General features: G+C 71.1%; 23 protein-coding genes and 1 tRNA gene. 12 read left to right on the top strand and 12 right to left on the bottom strand.

Annotated features, from left to right (window positions below; translation table 11 throughout):
- Positions 1 to 178 precede the first annotated feature (178 nt).
- The 3 genes from ACN9M0_RS10750 to ACN9M0_RS10740 all read right to left on the bottom strand — a co-directional run bounded on the left by ACN9M0_RS10750 (position 179) and on the right by ACN9M0_RS10740 (position 3231).
- A complete protein-coding gene (locus ACN9M0_RS10750; RefSeq protein ID WP_366038167.1) occupies positions 179 to 1123 on the bottom strand; it encodes a DUF4429 domain-containing protein in 945 nt (314 codons plus the stop codon).
- A gap of 74 nt (positions 1124 to 1197) precedes the next feature.
- Positions 1198 to 2409, bottom strand: a complete 1212-nt coding sequence (locus ACN9M0_RS10745; protein WP_426403510.1) for an alpha/beta hydrolase — start codon at positions 2407 to 2409, stop codon at positions 1198 to 1200.
- Between the two features lie 183 nt (positions 2410 to 2592).
- Positions 2593 to 3231: a TetR family transcriptional regulator gene (locus ACN9M0_RS10740; protein ID WP_366038165.1), complete on the bottom strand. Its 639-nt coding sequence runs from the start codon at positions 3229 to 3231 to the stop codon at positions 2593 to 2595.
- A 117-nt stretch (positions 3232 to 3348) separates the two neighbouring features.
- Here ACN9M0_RS10740 and ACN9M0_RS10735 point away from each other — a divergent pair, with 117 nt between their 5' ends.
- Together ACN9M0_RS10735 and ACN9M0_RS10730 are read left to right on the top strand one after the other, a co-directional pair.
- Positions 3349 to 4971, top strand: a complete 1623-nt coding sequence (locus tag ACN9M0_RS10735) for an MFS transporter (RefSeq protein WP_366038164.1) — start codon at positions 3349 to 3351, stop codon at positions 4969 to 4971.
- 160 nt (positions 4972 to 5131) lie between these two features.
- Positions 5132 to 5503, top strand: a complete 372-nt coding sequence (locus ACN9M0_RS10730; protein ID WP_426403509.1) for a peptidase inhibitor family I36 protein — start codon at positions 5132 to 5134, stop codon at positions 5501 to 5503.
- On the opposite strand, the gene ACN9M0_RS10725 is transcribed toward ACN9M0_RS10730, so the two are convergent.
- Both ACN9M0_RS10725 and aceE read right to left on the bottom strand, forming a co-directional pair.
- Entirely contained in the window at positions 5484 to 6416 is a 933-nt protein-coding gene (locus tag ACN9M0_RS10725) for a potassium channel family protein (protein ID WP_426403508.1), read from the bottom strand. The two genes, ACN9M0_RS10730 and ACN9M0_RS10725, sit on opposite strands and share 20 nt — an antisense overlap.
- A 75-nt stretch (positions 6417 to 6491) precedes the next feature.
- Positions 6492 to 9224: a pyruvate dehydrogenase (acetyl-transferring), homodimeric type gene (aceE, locus tag ACN9M0_RS10720; protein WP_366038161.1), complete on the bottom strand. Its 2733-nt coding sequence runs from the start codon at positions 9222 to 9224 to the stop codon at positions 6492 to 6494.
- A gap of 432 nt (positions 9225 to 9656) precedes the next feature.
- Here aceE and ACN9M0_RS10715 point away from each other — a divergent pair, with 432 nt between their 5' ends.
- The 6 genes from ACN9M0_RS10715 (at position 9657) to ACN9M0_RS10690 (ending at position 14063) form a co-directional block, all read left to right on the top strand.
- Positions 9657 to 10079 carry a DUF3052 domain-containing protein gene (locus tag ACN9M0_RS10715; RefSeq protein WP_366038160.1) on the top strand — a complete coding sequence of 141 codons (423 nt, stop codon included), beginning with the start codon at positions 9657 to 9659 and terminating at the stop codon, positions 10077 to 10079.
- Between the two features lie 120 nt (positions 10080 to 10199).
- A complete protein-coding gene (locus tag ACN9M0_RS10710; protein WP_366038159.1) occupies positions 10200 to 10658 on the top strand; it encodes a peroxiredoxin in 459 nt (152 codons plus the stop codon).
- 138 nt (positions 10659 to 10796) lie between these two features.
- Positions 10797 to 11372 carry a TerD family protein gene (locus tag ACN9M0_RS10705; protein ID WP_026058190.1) on the top strand — a complete coding sequence of 192 codons (576 nt, stop codon included), beginning with the start codon at positions 10797 to 10799 and terminating at the stop codon, positions 11370 to 11372.
- Between the two features lie 82 nt (positions 11373 to 11454).
- Positions 11455 to 12030 carry a TerD family protein gene (locus tag ACN9M0_RS10700; protein ID WP_366038157.1) on the top strand — a complete coding sequence of 192 codons (576 nt, stop codon included), beginning with the start codon at positions 11455 to 11457 and terminating at the stop codon, positions 12028 to 12030.
- 28 nt (positions 12031 to 12058) lie between these two features.
- Entirely contained in the window at positions 12059 to 13207 is a 1149-nt protein-coding gene (locus ACN9M0_RS10695; RefSeq protein ID WP_366038156.1) for a DUF475 domain-containing protein, read from the top strand.
- Positions 13208 to 13325: 118 nt separating this feature from the next.
- On the top strand, positions 13326 to 14063 hold the full coding sequence (locus ACN9M0_RS10690) for a TerD family protein (protein WP_366038155.1): 738 nt from the start codon (positions 13326 to 13328) through the stop codon (positions 14061 to 14063).
- Positions 14064 to 14073: 10 nt separating this feature from the next.
- Here ACN9M0_RS10690 and ACN9M0_RS10685 read toward each other — a convergent pair whose 3' ends face one another.
- Positions 14074 to 14997: a TerD family protein gene (locus tag ACN9M0_RS10685; protein ID WP_426403507.1), complete on the bottom strand. Its 924-nt coding sequence runs from the start codon at positions 14995 to 14997 to the stop codon at positions 14074 to 14076.
- A 186-nt stretch (positions 14998 to 15183) separates the two neighbouring features.
- Between ACN9M0_RS10685 and ACN9M0_RS10680 the strand changes: the two genes are divergently transcribed.
- Genes ACN9M0_RS10680 through ACN9M0_RS10670 form a run of 3 tightly spaced genes read left to right on the top strand, consistent with a single transcriptional unit; the run spans position 15184 to position 19820 of the window.
- Positions 15184 to 16347, top strand: coding sequence for an HpcH/HpaI aldolase/citrate lyase family protein (locus tag ACN9M0_RS10680; RefSeq protein ID WP_366038153.1), 1164 nt, complete (start codon positions 15184 to 15186; stop codon positions 16345 to 16347).
- A gap of 18 nt (positions 16348 to 16365) precedes the next feature.
- Complete coding sequence (locus ACN9M0_RS10675) at positions 16366 to 18999, top strand: phosphoribosyltransferase (protein ID WP_426403506.1); 2634 nt, start codon at positions 16366 to 16368, stop codon at positions 18997 to 18999.
- Complete coding sequence (locus ACN9M0_RS10670) at positions 18996 to 19820, top strand: HAD family hydrolase (RefSeq protein ID WP_366038151.1); 825 nt, start codon at positions 18996 to 18998, stop codon at positions 19818 to 19820. The genes ACN9M0_RS10675 and ACN9M0_RS10670 overlap by 4 nt, the downstream gene beginning before the upstream one ends.
- Before the next feature lie 30 nt (positions 19821 to 19850).
- Here ACN9M0_RS10670 and ACN9M0_RS10665 read toward each other — a convergent pair whose 3' ends face one another.
- The 3 genes from ACN9M0_RS10665 to ACN9M0_RS10655 form a co-directional block, all read right to left on the bottom strand.
- Positions 19851 to 20063, bottom strand: coding sequence for an FmdB family zinc ribbon protein (locus tag ACN9M0_RS10665; RefSeq protein ID WP_366038150.1), 213 nt, complete (start codon positions 20061 to 20063; stop codon positions 19851 to 19853).
- Positions 20064 to 20176: 113 nt separating this feature from the next.
- Entirely contained in the window at positions 20177 to 21481 is a 1305-nt protein-coding gene (locus tag ACN9M0_RS10660) for a hypothetical protein (RefSeq protein WP_366038149.1), read from the bottom strand.
- Positions 21482 to 21615: 134 nt separating this feature from the next.
- The gene (locus ACN9M0_RS10655; RefSeq protein WP_366038148.1) at positions 21616 to 22377 is read right to left on the bottom strand and encodes a DUF4097 family beta strand repeat-containing protein; all 762 of its coding nucleotides are present in this window, start codon (positions 22375 to 22377) and stop codon (positions 21616 to 21618) included.
- Positions 22378 to 22554: 177 nt separating this feature from the next.
- On the opposite strand from ACN9M0_RS10655, the gene ACN9M0_RS10650 reads away from it, so the two are divergent.
- Positions 22555 to 22629: transfer RNA gene (locus ACN9M0_RS10650), tRNA-Val, on the top strand.
- A gap of 100 nt (positions 22630 to 22729) precedes the next feature.
- Here ACN9M0_RS10650 and ACN9M0_RS10645 read toward each other — a convergent pair.
- From ACN9M0_RS10645 to repSA, 3 genes are read right to left on the bottom strand one after another with little or no spacing between them, the layout of a single operon-like run.
- On the bottom strand, positions 22730 to 23866 hold the full coding sequence (locus tag ACN9M0_RS10645) for a tyrosine-type recombinase/integrase (RefSeq protein WP_426403505.1): 1137 nt from the start codon (positions 23864 to 23866) through the stop codon (positions 22730 to 22732).
- Positions 23866 to 24075 carry an excisionase family DNA-binding protein gene (locus ACN9M0_RS10640; RefSeq protein ID WP_341623205.1) on the bottom strand — a complete coding sequence of 70 codons (210 nt, stop codon included), beginning with the start codon at positions 24073 to 24075 and terminating at the stop codon, positions 23866 to 23868. The genes ACN9M0_RS10645 and ACN9M0_RS10640 overlap by 1 nt, the downstream gene beginning before the upstream one ends.
- Positions 24072 to 25469 carry a replication initiator protein RepSA gene (gene repSA / locus ACN9M0_RS10635; protein ID WP_426403504.1) on the bottom strand — a complete coding sequence of 466 codons (1398 nt, stop codon included), beginning with the start codon at positions 25467 to 25469 and terminating at the stop codon, positions 24072 to 24074. Before repSA ends, ACN9M0_RS10640 begins: the two co-directional genes overlap by 4 nt.
- Between the last annotated feature and the right edge of the window lie 75 nt (positions 25470 to 25544).

The following is a 25544-nucleotide window of genomic DNA, read 5'->3' as shown; positions in this document are numbered from 1 at the left end:
AGCGTAGGCAGCACCCCTGCCGACAGGCGTCATACCGGGGAGTGGGGCGGCGCCTGATACCGGAGTATGACCCCGTTGTGGGCATACGTTCCGCCGGGGCGATGGGGGTCCCCCCTACGGGACGATTGCCCACACGGAGGTGGGCGGGGTGGACGTGAGGGGGACGGCCCCGCCCCCCTCAAAGCTCCGCCAGGAGTTCCGCCTTCTTCGCCGAGAACTCCGCATCCGTCACCAGCCCCGCCTGATGCAGTTCACCCAGGTGCCGAATCCTTTCAGCCACCGCCCCCGGATCCCGGTGCTCCGCCTCCCGCGCCCCGACCGGCGCCGCGACGGGTACGGGCGCGCGGTCCTTGGCACGGATCGCGGTGAGGACCGACGCCGCGAAGGTCAGCGACTCGTACACCGGCCCGTAGCGGCCGAAGACGACGGATGCCGGGTCCCGGTCGGGCAGGTCGGCCCGGGGCCCGCCGTCCCGCGGCACCAGCCGCAGGTACCCGTCGAGACCGTCCGGCGAGCGCCATTCGACCCCGCAGAGGTCCCGTACGGGAAAGACCTGGTCACCGGCCTTCCACTTCTCGGAGGACGCCCCCGTCCTGGACCAGCGGAACGCGACCTCGGAGGTCCCGTCGAAGCTGGCCCTCGCGTCGTACGCCTTGAAGGACTGCGGACCCGGCGGCGGCGCCACCAGGAACCGGTCGGCGGGCACGACGCCCCCGACGGTCCCGTCCTCCGACGCGTACCCGGCTCCGTCCCCGTCGTACCCGGAGGCCCCCGCGGCCCCCGGGTGCGAGGCGAGGAGCGCCCGCAGCTCGTCCCGGTAGTGCTCGGCGAGCGTCTCGCGTTCCGCCGGGAGCACCAGGCGGTACGGATCGCTGCCCTCCTTGAGCTGCCCCGCGGCCGCCTCCATCAGCGGATCGGCGCCCGGTCTCGGCACGGCGTGCAGCACGACGGTGCCCCGCTTGCCGGGCGTGAGCGTCACCGACGCCAGCGCCTCGTGCGGTACGCGTCTCTCTCGCAGCGCCTGGAAGAGCTTCGGCGTGCGGATCCCCCGTTCGAAGCGGATGACGAGCGCGTCGCTCTCGAGCTCCCAGGTGGCATGAATTCCGGCCAGCACATCACCCATACGCCTCATCGTAAGCGGCGTGTGCCCTTGCGTCGCCCCTGTGAAAGGTCCCGAAATTGCGTGATCTACGCGCGTCAGGGCCCTTCCGTGCCGGATATTCCGTCGTGGCAAGCGCTGTCGGCACGTGCGCAGACCAGACTCGGGTAGGCCCCGACGCCTATCGCGGCGAAGTTGCCGAGGCTCTCCGTCCCCGGCGTGAAATAGCCGCTGTGGCCGAGCGCCCCGCGCGCGGAGAGCAGCCGGGCACCGAACTCCGGTGCGACCGGGTCCGCGCCGTGCCCGACCCCGCCGACCTCCAGGTGCGGCACATCGGCGATCCAGTCGTCGGCGTCCCGCATGGCCCACAGACGCGCGGGGCTGTCGAGTTCGGCCGCGCGCTCGACCCGCATCCCGGGGCTGCCGGCCACGGCCACGTCGGTCACCCGGGCGGGCAGCCGGGGGGCGGCGACCCCGCAGAGCACGGAGCCGTAGCTGTGGCAGAAGAGCGCCACGCGCGCCTCGGGGGGCAGCGACTCGGTGAGGCCCACCAGGCGTACGGCACCTTCCTCGGCGAGCCGCCCGGTCATCGCGTCGACGCCGAGGCCGGCGGGCGCGGTGTAGTCGGCCCAGGCGATCACGGCCACGCGCGCGCGGGGCGAGGTCCGCCGCTCGGCCGCGTAGAGGGCCTCGGCCATGCCGGCGGGGGCGCCGTACCGGCCGTGGGTCTTCTGGAAGGTGAGCAGGTTGGTGTCGACGCCGGGCACGATCACCGATATGCGCCGGGCACGCTCCAGGTCTCCGAGGACCTCGGCGGCCCGTCCCGTACCGGTCGGGTCGAAGGAGAGGACCTGGCGGCCGGGCCGCATCAGCGAGGCGAAGCGGTCGACCCGGCGGCGGGCCTCGTGCCGGCCCTCGGGGGAGAGCCTGGTGTCGTCGACCCTGGTCCGCTCGGATGCGTACGCGCGCGTGAGGGTGATCCGGTTGGCGCGGTAGCGGAGGGCGACCGGGGCGCCGTTGAGGTTGCCGACGACGAGCGGGTGCCGGGCGGCGAGCGCGGCGCTGCGCGCCGGGCCGAGGCCGGCGAAGAAGGCGGCGAGGGTACGGGCCGGGGCGGCCGGGTCGGGCAGCGGCCGGTGGTCGATCCGGTCCCGCGCCCAGGCGGAGAGCGCGGCCTCGCGGGACGGCCAGGGCACGGGCCGGTGCCGGATCGTGGTCCACCCGGTGGTCGCGAGGAGGACGAACACGACGGCGAGCGCGAGGAGCGCGCGCGAGGCGACGAGGGCGGGCGAGGCATCGACGGAGGTCACGGGCGGCCACCCTACGGGGCGGAGATGACGGCGCGGGCCGGGGCCCTTGTTCCGCATGGGTCCGCCGGTGCGCGGCGGGTCCCTTGTTCCGCCCGGTCCCGCAAGTGCCCGGCGGGCCCCTGGTCCCGCCTGGTCCCGCCAGTGCGCGGAAGGTCCCTCATTCCGCCAGTGCGCGGTGGGCCCCTATTCGGCCCGGGTCCGCCAGTGCGGGGCGAGCGCCGGGCCGAGGTGGTCGAGGTACTCCTCGGTGAGGGCGCGGATGGCCTCCAGGCTCTGGTCCGTCCCCCGCCCCCACATCTGGCCGGTGACCCGCATCACCCCGCTGAACGCCGCCACCGCGATCCGGGGGCGCGGGTCCTCGTCGACGTCGAGGCCCTCGCGCTCGGCGATGATCCGGGCGATGGTCTCCTCCATCTCGGTGGAGCGGCGCAGGTGGACGGCGAGCAGCGCGGGCGTCGACTCGATCATCTGGTACGCGCGCAGGTGCAGCTCGACCGGGACGACCTCGGCGATCGCCTCGCCGATGGTGTCCCAGGCGCTCAGGACGGCGTTGCGCATCGCGTCGAGGGGGCCCTCCGCCCGGGGCCGCTGCCCGAGGGCGTGGACGAAACGCTCCTCCACCATCTGCTGGACGGCGAACGCGACCTCCTCCTTGGAGGAGAAGTACCGGAAGAAGGTGCGCTGGGAGACCTCCACGGCGTCGACGATCTCGTCGACGGTGGTCCGCTCGTACCCCTGGGTGGTGAAGAGCTCCAGGGCGACCCGGGTCAGTGCGTCGCGCGTGCGCTGCTTCTTCCGCTCGCGCAGTCCGGGCAGGGTCACTTCGGGGTCCTCTTTCCAGGCATTTCGTCCTGCTCAGCGTACCTGTGAGCTACGTGACAGTTACCGACGTGTGAATCGCTTTGTCAATTGTCAGTGACTGTCATTAGCCTGATTCTCATGACTAGTCAGACCACCGTGGAAAAGGCCCCGCAGGGTCAGGGGGACGCCCGGGAACCCGTTCCGGTCCCGGCGAAGGGACTGCGCGGCCACCCCTGGCTGACCCTGTTCGGCGTCGCCGTGGGCGTGATGATGGTCGCGCTCGACGGCACGATCGTCGCCATCGCCAACCCGGCCATCAAGGACGACCTCGGCGCCACCCTCGCCCAGGTCCAGTGGATCACCAACGGCTATCTGCTCGCGCTCGCCGTCGCCCTGATCACCGCCGGCAAACTCGGTGACCGCTTCGGCCACCGACAGACCTTCCTCATCGGCATCGCCGGCTTCGCCGCCGCCTCCGGCGCCATCGGCCTCTCCCACTCCATCGGGGCCGTGATCGCCTTCCGCGTCCTGCAGGGCCTCTTCGGCGCCCTGCTGATGCCGGCCGCGCTCGGCCTGCTGCGCGCCACCTTCCCCGCCGAGAAGCTGAACATGGCGATCGGCATCTGGGGCATGGTCATCGGCGCGTCCACGGCCGGCGGCCCGATCCTCGGCGGCTTCCTCGTGGAGCACGTCAACTGGCAGTCCGTCTTCTTCATCAACGTGCCGGTGGGCGTCGTCGCGCTCGTCCTCGGCCTGCTCATCCTCAAGGACCACCGCGCCGAGAACGCGCCGCGCTCCTTCGACGTCCTCGGCATCCTGCTGCTCTCCGGCGCCATGGCCTCCCTCGTCTGGAGCCTCATCAAGGCCGGCGAGTCCTGGGGCTGGTCCAGCGGCAAGACCTGGGGCTGCCTGATCGGCGCGCTGTTCCTGTTCGCGGTCTTCGCCTTCTGGGAGACCAAGGTCAAGGAGCCGCTGATCCCGCTGGCCATGTTCCGTTCCGTGCCGCTCTCCGCCGGCGTGGTGCTGATGGTCCTGATGGCCTTCGCCTTCATGGGCGGCCTCTTCTTCGTGACCTTCTACCTCCAGGGCGTGAAGGGGCTCGGCCCGGTCGACGCCGGTCTGCACCTGCTGCCGCTGACCGCGATGATGATCGTCTCCTCGCCGCTGGCCGGCGCGCTGATCACCAGGTTCGGGCCGCGCGTGCCGCTCGTCGGCGGCATGGTCTGCACGGCCGTCGCGATGTTCGGCATGATCACGCTCACCGCCGGCACCGGCACCCTCACGATGTCCCTCTGGTTCGCCCTGCTCGGCCTCGGCCTCGCGCCGGTCATGGTCGGTGCCACCGAGGTCATCGTCGGCAACGCGCCGCTGGAGCTCTCCGGTGTGGCCGGTGGTCTGCAGCAGGCCGCCATGCAGGTCGGCGGCGCGCTCGGCACGGCGGTGCTCGGCGCCGTCATGTCCTCGAAGGTCGCCGACTCCTTCGCGGGGAACTGGAAGGAGGCCGGGATCCCGGCCCCGGTCAGCCCGCAGCTGGAGCAGGCCGCCGAGTTCGGCATGGCCCCGCCGGAGCTGGCCCAGGCGCCGGGGATGACCCCCGGGCTCCTCGAGCAGATCACCGGGGTCATCCACGACACCTTCCTCGACGGCATGGGTCTGGCCTTCACCGTCGCCGGTGCCGTCGCCGTCGTCGCGGCCCTCGTCGCCACGCTCACCAAGCGCGGCGCGAACGCGGAGGCGGGCGGCATGGGCGGTCACATCTGACGCCCGTCGGGTGCCCGGTGGGTGCACGTCAGGTGCCCGTCAGGGTTCCCGTAGGGGGCCGTCACCCGTTCGCGTGAACGGGGGCGGCCCCTCTTCCGTTCGCCGGAGACCTCCGCCATTCTCATGGTTACAGAGAGTGACGAAACGGGGGTTCACCAGTATGTATACGAAGACTGTTCTTGCCGTCGCGGCCGTCCTGACCGCCCTTCTCGCGGCGCCCGCGAGCGCCGCACCCGCCGGGGGCACGGCTCTCGGGGCCTGCGGGCCCGGCCGCCTCTGTCTCTGGCCGAAGCCCGACTTCAAGGGCAAGCCGTGGACGTACGAGCTGGCCACGACCGACATCGACAGCTGCGTCGCCCTGCCCCCGGGCACCTCGGCCCAGTCCCTGGCGAACCGCACGGGGCGGCCGGTCACCACCTACCAGTCGGCCGAGTGCGGGGAGATGGGGGAGTTCGAGACGTACCCGGGGCGCGGGACCTGGGTACCGCAGACGGCCTACGAGGTCAGAGCGTTCAAACTCTGGGAGCGCTAGGCGAGGGGACCTCACGCGGATCGTCCGGGCCGGGCGGGGCGGCCGGGCCGGACGGAGGCTCGTACGGGTTCGGACCGGGCGGAGGCTCGTACAGGTTCGGACCGGGCGGAGGCTCGTACGGGTTCGGACCGGGCGGACCGGGCGGACCGGGCGGGCCCGGCGGCGGTTGGTACGGCTCGGGGCCGGGCGGGGCCGAGAGTCTGGCCACCTCCGCGCGCAGCTCCCGGACCTCCAGGGTGAGCGCCTCCAGGAGCTCCGTCTGCCGGCGCTCCACCGCGTCGTCGCGGTCGAAGCGGGAGATGAACCAGGCCGCGATGTTGGCCGTGACGACACCGAGCAGGGCGATGCCCGAGAGCATCAGGCCCACCGCGAGGACCCGGCCGAGACCGGTGGTCGGGGCGTGGTCGCCGTAGCCGACCGTGGTCATCGTGGTGAACGACCACCAGACCGCGTCCCCGAGCGTCTTGATGTTGCCGTTCGGGGCGTCCCGCTCGACGTGCAGGACGGCCAGCGAGCCGAACATCATCAGCCCGACCACCGCGCCCGCCACATAGGTGGTGAGCGTTATCTGCGGGGCCATCCGGGCCCGCCGGCCCACGAGGAGGAGCGTGGAGACGACCCGCAGCAGCCGCAGCGGCTGCACCATCGGCAGTATCACCGCGAGCAGGTCCACCGGATGGCCGCGCACGAAGAGCCAGCGGTTCCGGGCGAGCCCGAGACGGACGAGATAGTCGAGCGCGAAGGCACCCCAGACGGCCCACTCGACGTGGGTGCACAGCTGGTGCACCCACGGCTCGGCGCCGGGAGCCACGATCGGCACCGCGTAGGCGATGCCGAACGCGACGGCGAGCACCAGGAGCGGTGTCTGGGTGCGCTCTTCCCAGCGAAGCTTCTTGACGGGCATGACCGGCATCGTAAGGAATGGCGAAGGGCGGCGGGATCGCGTCCCACCGCCCTCACCAGCCGAAACGGGTCTCGGCCGCTGCCGTCAGGCGTCGCCGCCCGCGGCGCCGGGGTCGGCGGCCGCCACGTCGAGCAGCTGGTAGCGGTCCACGGCCTGCTTCAGGGCCGAGCGCTCGACCTTGCCCTCGCGGGCGAGTTCGGTCAGCACCGCGAGGACGATCGACTGCGCGTCGATGTGGAAGTAGCGGCGGGCCGCACCGCGCGTGTCCGCGAAGCCGAAGCCGTCCGCGCCCAGCGAGGTGTAGGCGCCCGGCACCCAGCGGGAGATCTGGTCCGGCACCGACCGCATCCAGTCCGAGACCGCGACGAACGGGCCCTCGGAGCCCTGGAGCTTGCGCGTCACGTACGGGACGCGCTGCTCCTCGTCCGGGTGGAGCAGGTTGTGCTCCTCGACGGCCACGGCCTCACGGCGCAGCTCGGTCCAGGAGGTCGCGGACCAGACGTCGGCCTTGACGTTCCACTCCTCGGCGAGGATCCGCTGCGCCTCGATCGCCCACGGCACGGCGACGCCCGAGGCCATGATCTGCGCCGGGATCGTTCCGGCCTCGGCCGGCCTGAAGCGGTGGATGCCCTGGAGGATGCCGTCCACGTCCACGTTCTCGGGCTCGGCCGGGTGCTGGATCGGCTCGTTGTAGACGGTCAGGTAGTAGAAGACGTCCTCGGCCTCGGGGCCGTACATCCGGCGCAGGCCGTCCTTGACGATGTGCGCGATCTCGAAGCCGAACGCCGGGTCGTAGGCGATGCAGGCCGGGTTGGTCGAGGCCAGCAGCTGCGAGTGGCCGTCCGCGTGCTGGAGGCCCTCGCCCGTCAGCGTCGTCCGGCCCGCGGTGGCGCCGAGCACGAAGCCGCGCGCGAGCTGGTCGGCCATCTGCCAGAACTGGTCGCCGGTCCGCTGGAAACCGAACATCGAGTAGAAGACGTACACGGGGATCAGCGGTTCGCCGTGCGTGGCGTACGCGGAGCCCGCGGCGATCAGCGAGGCCGTGCAGCCGGCCTCGGAGATGCCGTCGTGGAGCATCTGGCCGGTCGGCGACTCCTTGTAGGCGAGGAGGAGTTCGCGGTCCACCGCCTCGTACTGCTGGCCCAGCGGGTTGTAGATCTTGGCGCTCGGGAAGAACGCGTCCATGCCGAAGGTGCGGTACTCGTCGGGGGCGATCAGCACGAAGCGCTTGCCGATCTCCTTGTCCCGCATGAGGTCCTTCAGGATGCGGACGAAGGCCATCGTGGTGGCGATCGACTGCTGCCCGGAGCCCTTCTTGGCCGCCGCGTAGGTCTTCTCGTCGGGGAGGACCAGCGGCTTCGCCCGCACGACCCGGGTCGGGACGTACCCGCCCAGCGCCTTGCGGCGGTCGTGCATGTACTGGATCTCCTCGGAGTTCCGGCCCGGGTGGTAGTACGGCGGCAGGCCCTCCTCCAGCTGCCGGTCGGTGACCGGGATGTGCAGCCGGTCGCGGAAGCGCTTGAGGTCGTCGACCGTCAGCTTCTTCATCTGGTGGGTCGCGTTGCGGCCCTCGAAGTTCGGGCCGAGCGTCCAGCCCTTGACGGTCTGCGCGAGGATCACGGTCGGCTGGCCCGCGTGGGCCTTCGCCGCCGCGTAGGCCGCGTAGATCTTCTTGTGGTCGTGACCGCCGCGGCCCAGGTGCAGGACCTGCTGGTCCGACATGCCCTCGACCATGGCCCGCAGCCGGTGGTCGTCGCCGAAGAAGTGGTCCCGGATGTAGCCGCCGGTCTCCGTCGCGTACGTCTGGAACTGGCCGTCCGGGGTGGTGTTCAGCTTGTTGACCAGGATGCCGTCGCGGTCCTGCGCGAGCAGCGGGTCCCAGGAGCGGTCCCAGATCAGCTTGATGACGTTCCAGCCGTTGCCCCGGAAGATCGACTCCAGCTCCTGGATGATCTTGCCGTTGCCGCGGACCGGGCCGTCGAGCCGCTGGAGGTTGCAGTTGACGACGAAGGTCAGGTTGTCCAGGCCCTCGCGGGCGGCGATGGAGAGCTGGCCGAGCGACTCGACCTCGTCCATCTCGCCGTCGCCGAGGAACGCCCAGACGTGCGACTTGGAGGTGTCGGCGATGCCGCGCGCCTCCATGTACCGGTTCATCCGCGCCTGGTAGATCGCGCCGAGCGGGCCGAGGCCCATCGACACGGTCGGGAACTCCCAGAAGTCCGGCATCAGCCGCGGGTGCGGGTAGGACGAAAGGCCGTTCGGGAACTTGGACTTCTCCTGGCGGAAGCCGTCGAGCTGGGTGTCGCTCAGCCGGTCGAGGAGGTACGCGCGGGCGTAGATGCCGGGGGAGGCGTGCCCCTGGAAGAAGATCTGGTCGCCGCCGTCGCCCTCGTCCTTGCCGCGGAAGAAGTGGTTGAAGCCGACGTCGTACAGCGAGGCCGAGGAGGCGAAGGTCGCGATGTGACCGCCGACGCCGATGCCCGGGCGCTGGGCGCGCGAGACCATCACGGCCGCGTTCCACCGGGTGGCGTTGAGGACCTTGCGCTCGATCTCCTCGTTGCCGGGGAAGAACGGCTCGTCCTTGGTGGCGATGGTGTTGACGTAGTCCGTGCTGCGCATCTCGGGCACGGCCACGCGCTTCTCGCGGGCCCGCTCGATCAGACGGAGCATGAGGTAGCGGGCTCGCTCACGGCCCCGCTCGTCGACGGCCGCGTCGAGGGAGTCGAGCCATTCCTGGGTCTCTTCCGGGTCGAAATCCGGGACCTGGCTGGGAAGGCCGCCAATGATGATCGGGTTGCGATCGGATCCGGGAGCCACGCTCTTCCTTCGCTGTTCGATGGGTGTCCACGGGGCCACGGGGGTGGTCGGGATGTCCATCGTGTACCCCGCCGACGCCGGACGTCACATTTACCGAGGGGTAACCCCCCGGGGGGTGCCTTGCCGTGCCCTCCAGATGTGCGGGTGCGGTCAAATCGCAACCTTACGCCCAACCCGCGCATGCGTTCCGTCCGGGTGTTCGGCAGACTGAAACCGCAGAAGTCGTCAAACCGGTACGAAGCATGTGTGCCTGATCACGGAGGAGGGTCCGACGATGCCGGAAGTTGGGGCGAGACGGCCCCAAACGTCACCGTTTCGGCGGTCTCGGCGGCCGGGTACTTGCGCGATCCGCCCCGGCACGTGTGGACTACGGCCAGCGCCGCGCGCATACGCGTGGCCCACAGCATTTACCGAATGAGCAGGAGGCAAGCCGTGAGCGCGACCGCGGACCACGCGGAGGAGCGGACCAACCCGGCCGGCAGGCTGGGGTTCGAGCCCGGACAGGTGGTCCAGGAGATCGGCTACGACGACGACGTCGACCAGGATCTCCGTGAAGGCATCGAGTCCATCATCGGGGCCGAACTCGTGGACGAGGAGTACGACGACGTCGCCGACGCCGTAGTGCTGTGGTTCCGCGACGAGGACGGCGATCTCACCGACGCCCTGGTGGACGCCATCGGTCTTCTGGAGGACGGCGGCACCATCTGGCTGCTGACGCCGAAGACCGGCCGCGACGGCTACATCGAGCCGAGCGACATCAACGATGCCGCGCAGACAGCTGGTCTCTCCCAGACCAAGAGCATCAGCATCGCCAAGGACTGGACGGGCACCCGCCTGACCGCCCCCAAGCGCTGATCACCACGCTGCGACAAGCCCCCGCCGGCCCGCCGGCGGGGGCTTTCGTGCGCAGGCCGTAGGGTGGGGTTCACCGGTACGGCCCAAGGCCCGGGCCCCGTCGAAAGGGACGCGTACGCGATGGCGATCGAGGTCGGCACCAAGGCCCCGGAATTCGAGCTCAAGGACAATCACGGCCGGACCGTGCGGCTCTCCGACTTCCGCGGCGAGAAGAACGTGGTGCTGCTCTTCTACCCCTTCGCCTTCACCGGCGTCTGCACCGGTGAACTGCGCGAGCTGAGGGACAACCTCCCGGCGTTCGTCAATGACGACACCCAGCTCCTCGCCGTCTCCAACGACTCCATCCACACCCTCCGCGTCTTCGCCGACCAGGAGGGCCTGGACTTCCCGCTGCTCTCCGACTTCTGGAAGCACGGCGAGGCCTCCCGGGCCTACGGCGTCTTCGACGAGGAGAAGGGCTGCGCGGTCCGCGGCACCTTCGTCATCGACAAGGCGGGCGTCGTCCGCTGGACGGTCGTGAATTCCCTGTCGGACGCCCGTGACCTCGGCGATTACGTCAAGGCCCTCGAAGTCCTCTGAGCGTCCCGGGGCCGACACCCTCGGATTCACCGGGCGAATCGACTGTTTCGACCGGGAACCCGTCACTAGGATCCAGACGTTGATCCGATGCCAACGCACGACTGGGGGCGCTGCCCCTGGAAACCTATGGAGGGACTCGTGGGAGTCAGCCTCAGCAAGGGCGGCAACGTCTCGCTGACCAAGGAGGCCCCTGGCCTCACCGCCGTGACCGTCGGTCTGGGCTGGGACGTCCGCACCACCACCGGTACGGACTTCGACCTCGACGCCAGCGCCATCCTGGTGAGCGAGGAGGGCAAGGTCCGCAACGACCAGGACTTCGTCTTCTTCAACAACCTGAAGAGCGCCGACGGCTCGGTCGAGCACACCGGTGACAACCTCACCGGCGAGGGCGAGGGCGACGACGAGCAGGTCAAGGTCAGCCTGGCCACCGTGCCGGCCGACGTGGCCAAGATCGTCTTCCCGGTCTCGATCTACGACGCCGAGAACCGCCAGCAGTCCTTCGGCCAGGTGCGCAACGCGTTCATCCGCGTCGTGAACCAGGCCGGTGGCGCCGAGATCGCCCGGTACGACCTCTCCGAGGACGCCTCGACCGAGACCGCCATGGTCTTCGGCGAGCTGTACCGTCACGGTGCCGAGTGGAAGTTCCGCGCCGTCGGCCAGGGCTACGCCTCGGGTCTGCGCGGCATCGCGCAGGACTTCGGCGTCAACGTCTGAGCCGAACCGTTCGAACCGTCCGGCGCCGCACACCCCGTGCGGCGCCGGACGTGCCTCATCACCACCGGGGAGGAACCGAATCATGGGCGTCACGCTCGCCAAGGGAGGCAATGTCTCCCTCTCCAAGGCCGCACCCAACCTCACCCAGGTCCTCGTGGGTCTCGGCTGGGACGCGCGCTCCACCACCGGAGCTCCCTTCGACCTCGACGCCAGCGCCCTGCTGTGCCAGGCCGGCCGGGTGCTCGGGGACGAGTACTTCGTCTTCTACAACCAGCTCCGCAGCCCCGAGGGCTCCGTCGAACACACCGGCGACAACCTCACCGGGGAGGGTGAAGGCGACGACGAGTCCCTCATCGTGGACCTCACCAAGGTGCCGGCGCACTGCGACAAGATCGTCTTCCCGGTGTCGATCCACGACGCCGACAACCGCGGCCAGAGCTTCGGCCAGGTCAGCAACGCGTTCATCCGCGTCGTGAACCAGACGGACGGCCAGGAACTCGCCCGGTACGACCTCTCGGAAGACGCCTCCACGGAGACCGCGATGATCTTCGGCGAGCTCTACCGGTACAACGGCGAATGGAAGTTCCGAGCGGTGGGACAGGGGTACGCGTCCGGGCTCCGGGGCATCGCTCTAGACTTCGGGGTCAACGTTTCGTAAAGCCTGTAATTTCACGATGGGGTAGACAGTGATTCTGAAAACCTTCGGCTGGTCGTTCGCGATCACTGTGCTCGGCTTGGCCGTGGCGGTTGCCTACGGGGGGTGGGAGGCGTTCGGGATCGTCGCGATCCTCTGCGTCCTCGAGATCTCGCTGTCGTTCGACAACGCAGTGGTCAACGCCGGAATCCTGAAGAAGATGAATGCCTTCTGGCAGAAGATCTTCCTCACGATCGGCGTCATCATCGCCGTCTTCGGCATGCGCCTCGTCTTCCCCGTCGTGATCGTCGCGATCAGCGCGAAGATCGGCCCCATCGAGGCCGTCGATCTCGCGCTGAACGACGCCGACCGGTACCAGGAGCTGGTGACCGACGCGCACCCGTCGATCGCCGCCTTCGGTGGCATGTTCCTGCTGATGATCTTCCTCGACTTCATCTTCGAGGACCGTGACATCCAGTGGCTGCGCTGGATCGAGCGCCCGCTGGCCAAGCTCGGCAAGGTCGACATGCTGTCGGTCTGCATCGCGCTCGTCGTCCTGCTCGTCACCTCGATGACCTTCGCGACCCACGCCCACCAGCACGGCGGCGCGCACGTCGACAAGGCGCAGACGGTCCTGATCTCCGGCATCGCCGGCCTCATCACGTACCTCGTCGTCGGCGGTCTCTCCGGCTACTTCGAGAACAAGCTGGAGGAGGAAGAGGAGGCCGAGCAGGAGGCCGAGGAAGAGGCCAAGCGCACCGGCAAGAAGGTTTCCGCCGTGCAGCTCGCCGGCAAGGCCGCCTTCTTCATGTTCCTCTACCTGGAGGTCCTCGACGCCTCCTTCTCCTTCGACGGTGTCATCGGCGCCTTCGCCATCACCAACGACATCGTCCTGATGGCGCTCGGCCTGGGCGTCGGCGCCATGTACGTCCGTTCCCTGACGGTCTACCTGGTCCGCCAGGGCACCCTCGACGACTACGTCTACCTGGAGCACGGCGCCCACTACGCGATCGGCGCCCTGGCCGTGGTCCTCATGATCACCATCCAGTACGAGATCCCCGAGATCGTCACCGGTGGCATCGGCGTCGCGCTCATCGGCTGGTCCTTCTGGTCCTCCGTCCGCCGCAACAAGCGGCTCGCGGCGGCCGAGGGCGGATCAGGCTCCTCGGACGACAAGACCGAGGTGCCGTCCGGGGTGTGACACCCCTGGCAGCGAGGAATGCTTCACTGCGGGGCGACCGGTGCATCCGGCCGCCCCGCAGGCATGTGCGCGGCGTCGACGGCCGCGGTGTTGACGACCAGTGGGGGGTGAAGGCGGCATGGCCTTCTGGGACAACCTGTTTCCGGGGAGGGCGGCGCACTTCGACTCGGGCAGCGCCGCGTCGAACGCGATCGACCTGACGAAACGGCGCCCGACCGTCTCGCTCACCAAGCAGGGCGCCGCCACCGGCAACCTCCGGGTGAACCTCTCCTGGCGGATGCGGACCTCCGACATCGAGGGCCGCTCCCGACAGAGCGGACGGCTGCTGCGGAACCCCGCCCAGCTCTTCAAGCCCGAGGTCGTCCAGGCCCACACCCAGGGCATGGTCAACGTCGACCTCGACCTGGGCTGCCTCTACGAGCTCTCCGACGGCAGCAAGGGCGTCGTACAGCCGCTCGGCGGCTTCTTCGGCGACCTCAACGCGGCCCCGTACGTGAAGCTGAGCGGCGACGACCGCTTCGGGGGCTCCTCGGGCGAGACGATCTTCGTCAACCTGGACAACAAGGACGAGATCAAGCGGCTGCTGTTCTTCGTGTACATCTACGACCAGACGCCCGCCTTCGACCGTACGCACGCCAAGGTCACGCTCTACCCGAGCAACGGCCCCCGGATCGAGATCGAGCTCGACGAGCGCGCCCCGCAGGCCCGCTCCTGCGCCGTCTTCTCCATGGAGAACGTCAAGGGCGAGCTGACCGTCCGCCGCGAGGTGCGGTTCGTGTACGGCTTCCAGGCCGAACTGGACCGGCTGTACGGCTGGGGACTCCAGTGGGGACGCGGCTACAAGACCAAGGCGTAGGGCCCTGTCCTCACGCGCGGACGAACTGGGGCCCCATCGGCGGCATGCGGAAGTCCGGTGCCGGGTTCTGCTCGGCGGCGGCCACCGGCTGGGGGTAGCCGTACGCGGGGGCCGGGGCGTTCACCGACTCTCCCCCTGGGCCCTGCGGCCCGGGAGGCGCCCCCTGCGGGTAGCCGTAAGCGGGCGCCCGGTCCGGCATGGGCGGTACGGCCGGCTGCGGCGGCACGGGGGTGTGGACCACGGTCAGGTCGAGGTCGGGGTCGCGCGAGCCGGCGGCCGGGAAGCCCGTGGAGGGGGAGCCGGTGGCCGGTGCGGCCTCCGTGGCCCCGGAGGCACCGCCGACGGGCCCCTGGGCGTCCTGGGCGGCCTCCTGGGCCTCCTGGGCGGCGTCCTCGTCGACCGAGATGCCGAAGTCCGTGGCGAGGCCGACGAGCCCCGTCGGGTAGCCCTGTCCCACCGCGCGGAACTTCCAGGCGTCCCCGCGCCGGTACAGCTCGCCGCAGATGACCGCCGTCTCCTCGCCGGTCTCCGCCGTCACGTCGAACAGCGCCAGCGGCTCGCGCTCGGACCCGGCCACCGCGTCGTACACCAGGATGCGCAGGTCGGAGACGGACCGGAAGGTGCCGCCGTCGGAGGAGGCCGCGATCACCACCCGGTCGACCGAGACGTCGAGTCCGGCCAGATCGGCCTCCACGGTGTCCGTCAGGCCCTCGGCGACCCGCTTCTTCGGCAGCCGCCGCACCAGGCCCGAAGGGTGGCGCGGCTGGTTGTAGAAGACGAAGTCCTCGTCGGACCGCACGCGGCCGGACGGCCCGAGGAGCAGGGCCGAGGCATCCACGTCGGGGACCCCGGGGCCCGGGGTCCAGCAGAGCACGGCCCGTACGGCCGCGGTGTCGAGAGGGACGTTGGAGCCCTTCAGCATCGCGTGCGTCATGACCGCAATCCTGCCCTCCCGCCCGACCCGCGGACAACGCGGGGGCACGACCGATACTGGGACAGTGCGACGGATGCTGACGAGTTACCTGAATTTCACGCACCAGGGGAACTAAGGACACCCGTACCTACGTACTATTACCGGCCACATGTCATCAGGGCCCGGAGAGGCAGACGGGGGACTTACATGCGTCATTTCGGGCACTTCCCGTCCGCGGTGCGGGCCGGACTGTTCCACCGGGAGCCGGCCGAGTTCACGGCCGACTCGCCCGCCCGCACGCTCGCCGTGGCCCTGGGCGCCACGCTCTACAGCCCGGCCACCCGGCCCCGGCTCGCCGACGCCGTCCGCAAACAGGCCGGTCGCGGAGTGGTCTCCATGGTGCTCTGCCTGGAGGATTCCATCAGCGACGCCGAGGTCGAGGCGGGCGAGGCCAACCTCGTCCAGCACTTCGCCGACCTCGCCGCCGACGACGCGGACCTGCCCCTGCTCTTCATCCGGGTCCGCGAACCGCGCCAGATCACCGACCTGGTCGACCGCCTCGGCGCATCGGTCCGGCTGCTGTCCGGATTCGTGCTGCCCAAGTTCACCGAGACCCGCGGCCGCGCCTTCCTCGAAGCGCTCACCCAGGCCGAGCGGACGAGCGGCAGGCGCCTCTTCGCCATGCCCGTCCTCGAGTCCCCCGAGCTCCTCCACCTGGAGACCCGGGCCGAGACCCTCGCCGGGATCGCCTCGATCACCGACAAGTACCGCGACCGCGTCCTCGCCCTCCGCCTCGGCGTCACCGACTTCTGCTCCGCCTACGGGCTGCGCCGCTCGCCCGACATGACCGCCTACGACATCAAGATCGTCGCGAACGTCATCGCCGACGTCGTCAACGTCCTCGGCCGCTCCGACGGCACCGGCTTCACCGTCACCGGACCCGTCTGGGAGTACTTCAAGACCGGCGAGCGCATGTTCAAGCCGCAGCTGCGCCGCAGCCCCTTCCTGGAGGGCCGCGCCGAGGACCTGCGCACCGCCCTCATCCAGCACGACCTCGACGGCCTGCTGCGCGAGATCGAACTCGACCGGGCCAACGGCCTGCTCGGCAAGACCTGCATCCACCCCACCCACGTGGTGCCGGTGCACGCCCTCTCCGTGGTCAGCCACGAGGAGTGGAGCGACGCCCAGGACATCCTGCGGCCCGAGCGGGACGGCGGCGGAGTCCTCCGCTCCGCCTACACGAACAAGATGAACGAGGTGAAGCCGCATCGCGCGTGGGCCGAGCGCATCCTCCTGCGGGCCGAGGTCTTCGGCGTCGCCAACGAGGACGTCGGCTTCGTGGATCTGCTCACCGCCGGCCTGGCCGGCTGACGAAGGGACGTCGACGACGTGGTGTGGACCGGAACGTGGGTCGCGGAGCGGCTGGGCGTCGAACTGATCGGCGACGAGGAGCTGCCGGCCCTGTTGGGCCTCGCACTCCGTCGCAACCCCAAGCGCGCGCACCTGCTGGTCTCCAGCGTGCTCGGCAAGCACGTGCCGCAGCGCCCCTCCGTCGTGTACGGCTCCGGCCTCGACCTCGGCCGGCGCGTCCGTGAGCTCCTCGGCGACGAGGAGGCCGCCCGGTCCGTCGTCCTCGGCTACGCGGAGACGGCCACCGCCCTCGGGCACGCCGTCGCCGACGGCCTCGGCCTCGCCCCGTACCTCCACTCCACCCGCCGCCCGGTGGCCGGCGTGGCCCGCGCGGGGGGCTTCGAGGAGTCCCACTCGCACGCCACCTCGCACCTCCTGCTCCCGGAGGACCCGAAGCTCCTCGCGGGCGACGGGCCGCTGGTCCTCGTCGACGACGAGTTCTCCACGGGCAACACCGTCCTCAACACCATCCGCGCCCTGCACGAGCGCTACCCGCGCGGGCGGTACGTCGTCGTGGCCCTCGTCGACATGCGCTCGGCCGCCGACCTCGGCCGCCTGGAGGCCTTCGCGACGGAGATCGGCGCCCGCGTCGACCTGATCGCCGGCGCGGCGGGCACGGTCCGCCTTCCGGCCGGGGTCCTGGAGAAGGGCCAGGCGCTGGTGGCGGAACACACGGCGTCGGTCCCCACCTCCACAGCCTTCCCCCACGCGCCGCGCGAGGCGCCCGTGCGGGTGGCGCTCGACTGGCCCGAGGAGCTTCCCGACGGCGGACGGCACGGCTTCACGACCGAGCACCGGTCGCGCCTGGAGGCGGCCCTGCCGGCCCTGGCGGACACGATCGCCGAGGCGCTGGGACGGCCCGCCGCCCCGGGGTCGGGTCAGGGGGCCCAGGAGGCTCAGCGGACGCAGGGGGCCGAGGGGGCCCAGCGGTCTCAGGGGGCCGAGGAGGCCCAGGCAGCCCAGCGGACCCAGGCAGCCCAGCGGACCCAGGAGGCCCAGCGGGCTCAGGAGGCTCAGGGGACCCAGGAGGCCCAGGGACAGCTCGAGACCCCGCCCGCAGGCCCCCGCGTGCTCGTTCTCGGCTTCGAGGAGCTGATGTACGCGCCGCTGCGCCTCGGCACGGCCCTGGAGGACGCCGGCCACGACGTCCGCTACTCCACGACCACCCGCTCGCCCGTCCTCGCCGTCGACGACCCCGGCTACGCGATACGCACCCGGCTCGTCTTCCCCGCCCACGACGACCCGGCCGACGGGCCCGGCGAGCGCTACGCCTACAACGTCGCGGGCGCGGACTTCGACGCCGTCGTCCTCGTCGTCGACTCCGCCGCCGACACCCCGGCCCTGCACGCCCCGGACGGCCTGCTCGCCCAGCTCGCCGCGCACATCCCGCGCGTCGTGCTCGCGGTGATCCCGTCCTACACCCCCACGGTCTCCGTCACCGAAGCTCCCGAAGCTCCCGAAAGGAGCTCCATGCTGCCCGAGCCCCTCCGCGGCCCCGCCTTCTCCTCGTACGCACCCGAAGAGGTCGGCTGGCTGCTCCAGGACCTCTCGGACGTCGAACTCGAAGCGCCCACCGAGGAGCGCGAGGAGGCCATACAGAGCGGCGGCGCCCACTACGCCGAGTCGCTCCCCGTCGAGTACCAGCCCAGCGAGCGCTACCAGGAGCTCTTCCACGCCGCCCTGGAGAGCTCCGCCAGCCGCATCGCCCGCGCCGTCGGCACGGTCACAGAGACCGTCCTCGCCGAGCGTTCCGCCCGCCCGGTCCTGGTCTCCCTCGCCCGGGCCGGCACCCCCGTCGGCGTCCTGATGCGCCGCTGGGCGCAGGCGCGCCACGGCCTCGACCTCCCGCACTACGCCGTCTCCATCGTGCGCGGCCGCGGCATCGACGCCAACGCGCTGCGCTGGCTCGCCGCCCACCACGACCCGGCCGACGTCGTGTTCGTCGACGGCTGGACGGGCAAGGGCGCGATCACCCGCGAACTCGCGGAAGCCGTCAGGGAGTTCGATGGCTTCGACCCGGAGATCGCGGTCCTCGCCGACCCCGGCTCCTGTGTCCGCACCTACGGCACCCGCGAGGACTTCCTCATCCCCTCCGCGTGCCTCAACTCCACGGTCTCCGGGCTGATATCGCGTACGGTGCTCCGCTCCGACCTCGTCGGACCGGACGACTTCCACGGCGCCAAGTTCTACCGCGAACTGGCCGACGCCGACGTCTCCGAGGCCTTCCTCGACGCCGTCGCCGCCCGCTTCGACGAGGTCGCCGCGACCGTCGACACGGACGTGAAGGAGCTCCTGGCCACCGACCGCACCCCCACCTGGGAGGGCTGGGCGGCCGTCGAGCGGATCAGCGAGGAGTACGGCATACACGACGTCAACCTGGTCAAGCCGGGCGTCGGCGAGACCACCCGCGTCCTGCTCCGCCGCGTCCCCTGGAAGATCCTCGCCAAGCGGGGAGCCGACGCCGACCTCGCGCACGTCCGGCTGCTCGCCGAACAGCGCGGCGTACCGGTCGAGGAGGTCGACGAACTCCCGTACAGCTGCGTGGGCCTGATCCACCCTCAGTACACGAGGGGTGCGACAGGCGCCGACGGCAAGGCGGTGGTGTCCCAGTGAGTACGCCGGCACCTGCGACGACCCTGGTCGCGAGCGACCTCGACCGCACCCTCATCTACTCGTCCGCCGCCCTCGCCCTCGGCATGCCGGACGCCCAGGCGCCCCGGCTGCTCTGCGTCGAGGTCCACGAGTCCAAGCCGCTCTCCTACATGACCGAGGACGCCGCCGACCTCCTGGCGCGGCTCACCGGCGAAGCGGTCTTCGTCCCCACGACGACCCGGACGCGCAAGCAGTACCAGCGCATCCAACTCCCCGGCACCGCACCGAAGTACGCGATCTGCGCCAACGGCGGGCACATCCTCGTCGACGGCGTCTCCGACCGCGACTGGCACGAGTCCGTCGTCCGCAGGCTCGCCGACGAATGCGCCCCGCTCTCCGAGATCCGCGCCTACCTCACCGCCACCACGGACCTGTCCTGGGTGCGCAAGCACCGGGTGGCCGAGGACCTCTTCGCCTACCTCGTCGTCGAGCGGGAGCGGCTCCCCGAGGACTGGCTGGACCGCTTCGGCAGCTGGGCGGGCGACCGCGGCTGGACCGTCTCGCTCCAGGGCCGCAAGGTGTACGCCGTACCGAAGCCGCTCACCAAGAGCGCGGCCGTCCGCGAGGTCGCCCGCCGCACCGGCGCCACGCTCACCCTGGCCGCCGGGGACTCCCTCCTCGACGCCGACCTGCTGCTCGCCGCGGACCGGGCCTGGCGCCCGGGCCACGGCGAACTGGCCGACAGCGACTGGACGGCACCCCACCTCGACGTGCTCGCGGAGCGCGGTGTCGCGGCGGGGGAGGAGATCCTCCGCCGCTTCCGGGCGGCCGCCGCCGGCTGAGCGGAGGCGGCCTTCGCCCACTGCAGCGACTCAGCCGCAGCAGCCCCCGCCGCAGCAGCCGCCGCCGCCCCCGCTCGGGGCGGGGGCGGCACCCGCGGAACCGCCGACGGCGACGGCCGACAGCAGCTTCACGGTGTCGTCGTGCCCGGCGGGGCAGGACGCGGGAGCGGAGGACTCGGCCATGGGACGGCTGAGCTCGAAGGTGTCGCCGCAGGTGCGGCAGCGGTATTCGTAACGAGGCATGGGAACAGGCTAACGGCGGGCCGAGCCCGGCATCAGTACCGCACCGGGCATCCGGCACACGACATCCCACGTCCGGCAGTCGGCACCCGGCACCCGGCACCCGACATCCGGCGTCAGTGGCCGGATCCGGAGCCCCGATCCTCCCGGATCTGGCCGACGACCCGGGCGGCGGAGGAGCGGACGGCCTCCAGCTCGGTCAGGAAGTGCCAGTAGTCGGGGTGGCGCCCCTCCAGACCGTCCACGGCCCGGTCGAGGCGGGCGACGGCGTCGTCGAGGGGCCGGGCGTGCCGAGGGTCGGGCGTGGCCCGCCCCGCCATCGCGAGCCGCTGGGCGTCCCGTACCGCGAACCGGGTGCGGTCGATCTCCGCCTTCGGGTCCTTCGCGACGGCGTCCAGGCGGCGCAGCCGCTCCCCGGCGGCCGAGACGGCCTCGTCGGTCGAGTCGAGCAGCGTGCGGGCGGTGGAGAGCAGCGAGGTGGCGTCGGGCCAGCGCTGTTCGGCCCGCGCCCCACCGGCCTCGGCGAGCCGCTCCTCGGCCTGCCGGAGGGTGGTGGCGGCCTGCTCGGGCACGTGCTGGAGGTCCTGCCAGCAGGCGGCCGAGAAACGCCGCCGCAGTTCGGAGAGGACGGGCTCCACACCGCCGGCGCGGGTGGTCAGGGCCTCGGTGCGGGTACGCAGCGACACCAGCCGCTTGTCGATCTCGGCGGCGCGCTGGGGCAGCCGCTCGGCCTCGGCCCGTACCGCCTCGGCGTCCCGCAGTACCCGGTCGGCGCGCTGCAGCGTCTCGGCGACGCCGTGGCGGCCGGCACCCTCGTTGAGCAGGGTGAGCTCGGGCCCGAGCGCGGCGAGCCGCGCGGCCAGGTCGTCGGCGCGCAGCCCACCCTCCCGTACGGCGTCCAGGGCGCCGCTCGCGCCCCGCAGCGCCTGCCGGGCGCGCTCGACGGCGGGAGCGAGCCGGGCGAGCTGGGTCTCGGCGCGACCGAGGAGCGGGGCGAGCCCCTCCTCGTACCGGTCCAACTCCCCCTTGACGCGGTCGAGCTCCTCCTTGGCGCGGTTCAGCTCGGTACGGGCGCGCGAGGCGGTGCCGGCGTCCAGCTCGTCCCGGTCGAGATCGTGCGCGTCGACGGCGGAGATGTAGTGGTGACTGACCTCGTCGATGCGCCGCCCGAGCGCCTCGAAGCCCTCGACGGCGCGGCGCGCCTCGGGGGAGCTGTCGACGGCGGTGATCGTCTCGATGGAGATGCGGAGCCCGCGCTGGGCGGTGTCGAGCTCGTAGAAGGCGGCCGCGGCGGCGTCCTTGGCGGCCTGCGCCTCGGCCCGCTGCCCCTCACCGCGCCCACCGAACCAACGGCGCGTCCCGCCGCCGGCGAAGGCCTGCGGCAGCAGCGCCCCCACGAGCAGGGGCAGCGCGAGCGCCAACGAAAACGTGGAGGAACTCCTGGGCGCCGATGCGCCCCTCGCGTCGCTCGCCGCCACGTACCTCTCCCGTGCTGTGTCCGCCGTGCCCGGTCCGGTTCATTCTCCCACCCGGTAAGGACGAACACACGGCCCGGTCAGTTCACCGTACGGGCGAGGAGATCTCCGTTGTCGCTGCGCAGGCTCACGACGTGCCCGCTGCCCTCGCGGCGGGGCACGTCGAGGCGGACGTCACCGTTGTCGCTGGCGCCGGACGCCGCGTACTCGGCCTTCGGCACGGTCACGGTGACGTCGCCGTTGTCGGTGACGACGTCGACCTTGCGGGGGACGGCGCCGAGGGTGATCCGTACGTCACCGTTGTCGGACCGGACGGCGACCTCGGGCGAGGTGACGGAGTCCTCGACGAGGACTTCCCCGTTCCCACTCCCGAGATCGAGCGCCGCAGTGGCCTTCCGTACGCGTACGTCCCCGTTGTCGGACCGCACCTTGAGCGGGGTGTCGAACCCTTCGGCGGTCACGCCCCCGTTGTCGTCCTCGACGGTGACGGCGACGCCGCGGGGCACCTGGATCCGGTGCACGGCCCCGCAGCTGGCGGAGACGCCGTCGCACTCCACGCGCAGCGTGAGCCGCCCGTCCACCAGCTTCCAGCTGGCCTCGGGCCCCGACCCCATGAACACCCACCCGTCGACCTGCCGCTCCACGCGCACGTCGTGGATGTCGGCGGGCGTGATCACCAGCTCGGAGTTGTCCGAGTCGACGGTGAGCGCGTCCCCGCCGAACGCGAACGACTTCCGCTCCACGGGCGCCCCCTCGGCATCGGCGGCGCCCCCGCACCCCGCGAGCACGAGCACGGCGACACCGGAAGCGAGCAGCGCACGGGACGTGCGGTGTAGGGCCATGACGATCAATCCCCCAGAAGCGACACCCAAGACCCCCCGAACCTAGAACCCGACCACCCCAGGTCACGATCCGGCGACCCACCGTCCCGGGGGTGGGGCTACCCCCAGCCCAGCCCCTGGGGAGGCATCCGTTTGCGGCACCCACCCATCGGCCATGTAGGCTGTTGCCTCTTCCACGGGTGCGTAGCTCAGGGGTAGAGCGCTGCTCTTACAAAGCAGATGTCGGCGGTTCGAAACCGTCCGCGCCCACCAGCGGGTAGAACGACGAAGGCCCAGGGCACCGGTACTGAACCGGGAACCTGGGCCTTGTTCGTTCCCCGGCCGGGGAGGCGGGGGAGGGACGCCGTGCCAGTTACGTGCCAGAAGCATCGCCGGACTCGCTCGGCCGGACTTTCCTGATCTGCTCGTCGACGTGAGCGGCGATGGCGTGGTCACGCCCGTTCACCAGGTGCTGATAGATCAGCGCGGCCCGCACCGACGAGTGCCCCATCCGCTGCATCAGCTCCCGCGTCGTGGCGCCGCCGGTCGCGGCGAGGGTGTTCCCGGTGTGGCGCAGATCGTGGAAGTGGACGTCGCGGAGGCCGGTGGTCTTCAGGGCCCGCAGCCACAGCCGGCGGAAGTTGTTCCGGCGCAGCTGCCCACCGCGGGCTCCGGTGAAGACCAGCCCGGTGCGACCAGGCTCGGCGTAGACGGCGAGATGCGTGGCCAGGCTCTCCGCCAGAGAGGCCGGGAAGGCGACGGTGCGCACACCGGCGGCGCTCTTGGGCGTCTTGACCAGGATGCCGTCGGTACGGGTCTCGGCCAGAGAACGCCGTACGGCGACGGTTCGACGGTCGAGGTCGATGTCATGACGCTGAAGCGCGGAAAGCTCACCGAAGCGGAGCCCAGTGAAGGCCGCCAGCAGGATGAACACCCGAAAGCGCGCCGGCACGGCGTCGGCGAGCTGGAAGACCTCGGTGACGTCGAGGAACGGCCGCTCAGCTGTCTTGGCCGCTCCGGCGCCCTTGATACGGCAGGGGTTGCGCTGGATCAGCTCGTCGTCGACTGCAGTGTTCATGATGGCGCGGAGGATCTGGTACGCCTTGGCGACCGTCGGTTCACCGACACCCGACTCCAGGAGGCCGGCACGCCAGCGACGGATCTGGGGTGTGGTGATCTCACTCAGGACCACGTCCGCGAAGGTCGGCAGGATGTGAAGGCGCAGGGCGCTGCCGTTGCGCTCGCGGGTGGTGGCCGCGTAGTCGCGTTCCTTGAACCAGGCGTCGGCGTACACCCCGAAGAGAACCTTGTCGTCAGGGTTCTTCCATTTGCCGTCGAGGATCTCCGCTTCCTTGCGGACGAGCCACCGATCGGCATCGGTCTGCGAGGCGAACGTCTCGGGGGCCGATCGCGTCATCCCGTCGGGACCCTGATAGCGAGCCTGAAACCGCCCTGAGGGCAGCTTGCGCACTGCACCGAAGCGCCGCCGCTTCCCCTTGCTGTTCGCCATCAGGCCACCGCCGCGAATCGGCGACGAGTGGTGATCGGCTGGACGGTGTGGGCGACGACGAATTCCTCCAAGGCCCGTTCAGGAATGCGGACATGCCGCCCCACCTTGACGAAGACGATCCGGCGCTCGGCGATGAGCCGACGCGGAAACCTCTCGGTGGTGCCGAGGAGTTCGGCGGCCTGGCCCACGGTCAGCAGTCGGTCGGTCATGCGGTTGCTCCTTCCAGGGCGAGTTGGTCGCGTAGGGCTTCGCGGGCGGTTTCGCGGTTGAGCTGGATGTCCCGGGCGATGGAGGCGGCGAGGGCGGCCTCGCCGGGGGAGTGGCCCTGGCCGGCGTAGGACCAGGAGGTGAGGACGAGGACGGTATCCGGCTCGATGCGGTCGAGGCCGCGGGCGGTGTGTTCCTGGGCGGCGCGGTAGTCGGCGCGGGTCTGGCGGAGCTCGCCCAGGGTGGTGGAGTACTGGCGGGACTTGGTGGAGAAGTGGCCCCGGAAGCCGAGCATGTGGGCCCAGGCCAGGAGACGACGGTCCGGGTAGAGCGGGTCGAGGTCGAAGCAGGCTTCGACAAGGCGGCGGGTGTGGTCGGGGACGCCGAGGAGGACCAGGGCCTCACGGTTGCCGATGCGACGGTCGAGGCTGCCGGTCGTCTCGGCGGCTTTGGTGGCGTACTTGGCGATGTAGGAGGCGACGGCCTGTTCGGTGATGTCGGATCCGTCGCCGAAGGCTTGGACGGGCCGGATGTCGAGCTGAGTGCCCCAGCGGAGGCGGCGGGCGGGTTGGTCGCCGGCGGCGGGGACGGTGACGGTCGTGTACGCGTGGGTGGCGGCGGCACGGATTGCGTCGGTGAGGTGCTCGGTGGTCGCCCAGGACGGCGGCGGGGAGTCGGGACCGTCCGGGCCGTCGATGCGGATGACGGCGTGGAAGTGGACGGCGCCGCGCTTCTGGAACTCGGCGACCTTCCCGTACGAGATCCGGGCGACCGCCCTCAGCTCCCTCTGCGAGAGGCCGGCCGCAGCGGCGATCTCCCGGCGGAGCCGATTCGTGAACCGCTGCCAGAGCTGCCCCGCGTGGTTGTTGAAGAGGACAGCGGCGGCGTAGTCGTACGACTCGGCGTCGAGCGGCGTGCCGAGGTCGGCGTCGTCCTCGGCATGGCGGACGCCGCAGCGACAGGGCCGGGGGTCGGGCCGGTTGTGGACCGGTCCGAAGGACGGGGCGGTGAGGGTGAGGAAGACGCGGGGATGCTCGCGGACGGTGGCGGGGATGTCCCGGCGGTCGTCTCCGGCGAGGCCGGCGCGGATGAGGTGGTACGTGTCGCCCGCGTAAGTCCATGCGCAGGCGGGGCAGCGGGAGGCCCGGCGGTTGCCGCAGGCGATCCGAAGCCGTGCGCCCGGTTCGGTGTCGGTGGAGTACCGGTGGAGGGTCTCGCCGGTGGACTTGTCCCGGGTGAGGGTCCAGCCCTGGAGGTGGATCGGGTGGGAGCAGCCGCCGGTTCGGTGGATCTGCTCCTTCCAGCGGTCAAAGCCGGGGGCCCCGGCCACCCGGAGCATGTCGCCCAGGGTGGCGGTGTCGAATCCCGCCGACGAGGCGGCTGGGGCGGTCATCATGGAGTGCTTCCTTCTGGTTCTGCGAGCTGGGTGGGAGCGGGGCTTTCGGGCGGCGGAGACTTGGCGGTTGAGCCG

It is taken from the genome of Streptomyces sp. R-07 (assembly GCF_049913175.1).
In the GTDB taxonomy this organism is placed as follows: Bacteria; Actinomycetota; Actinomycetes; order Streptomycetales; family Streptomycetaceae; genus Streptomyces.
Note: the sequence above shows the minus strand (reverse complement) of the source record. Positions and strands in the feature narration are given on the sequence as shown.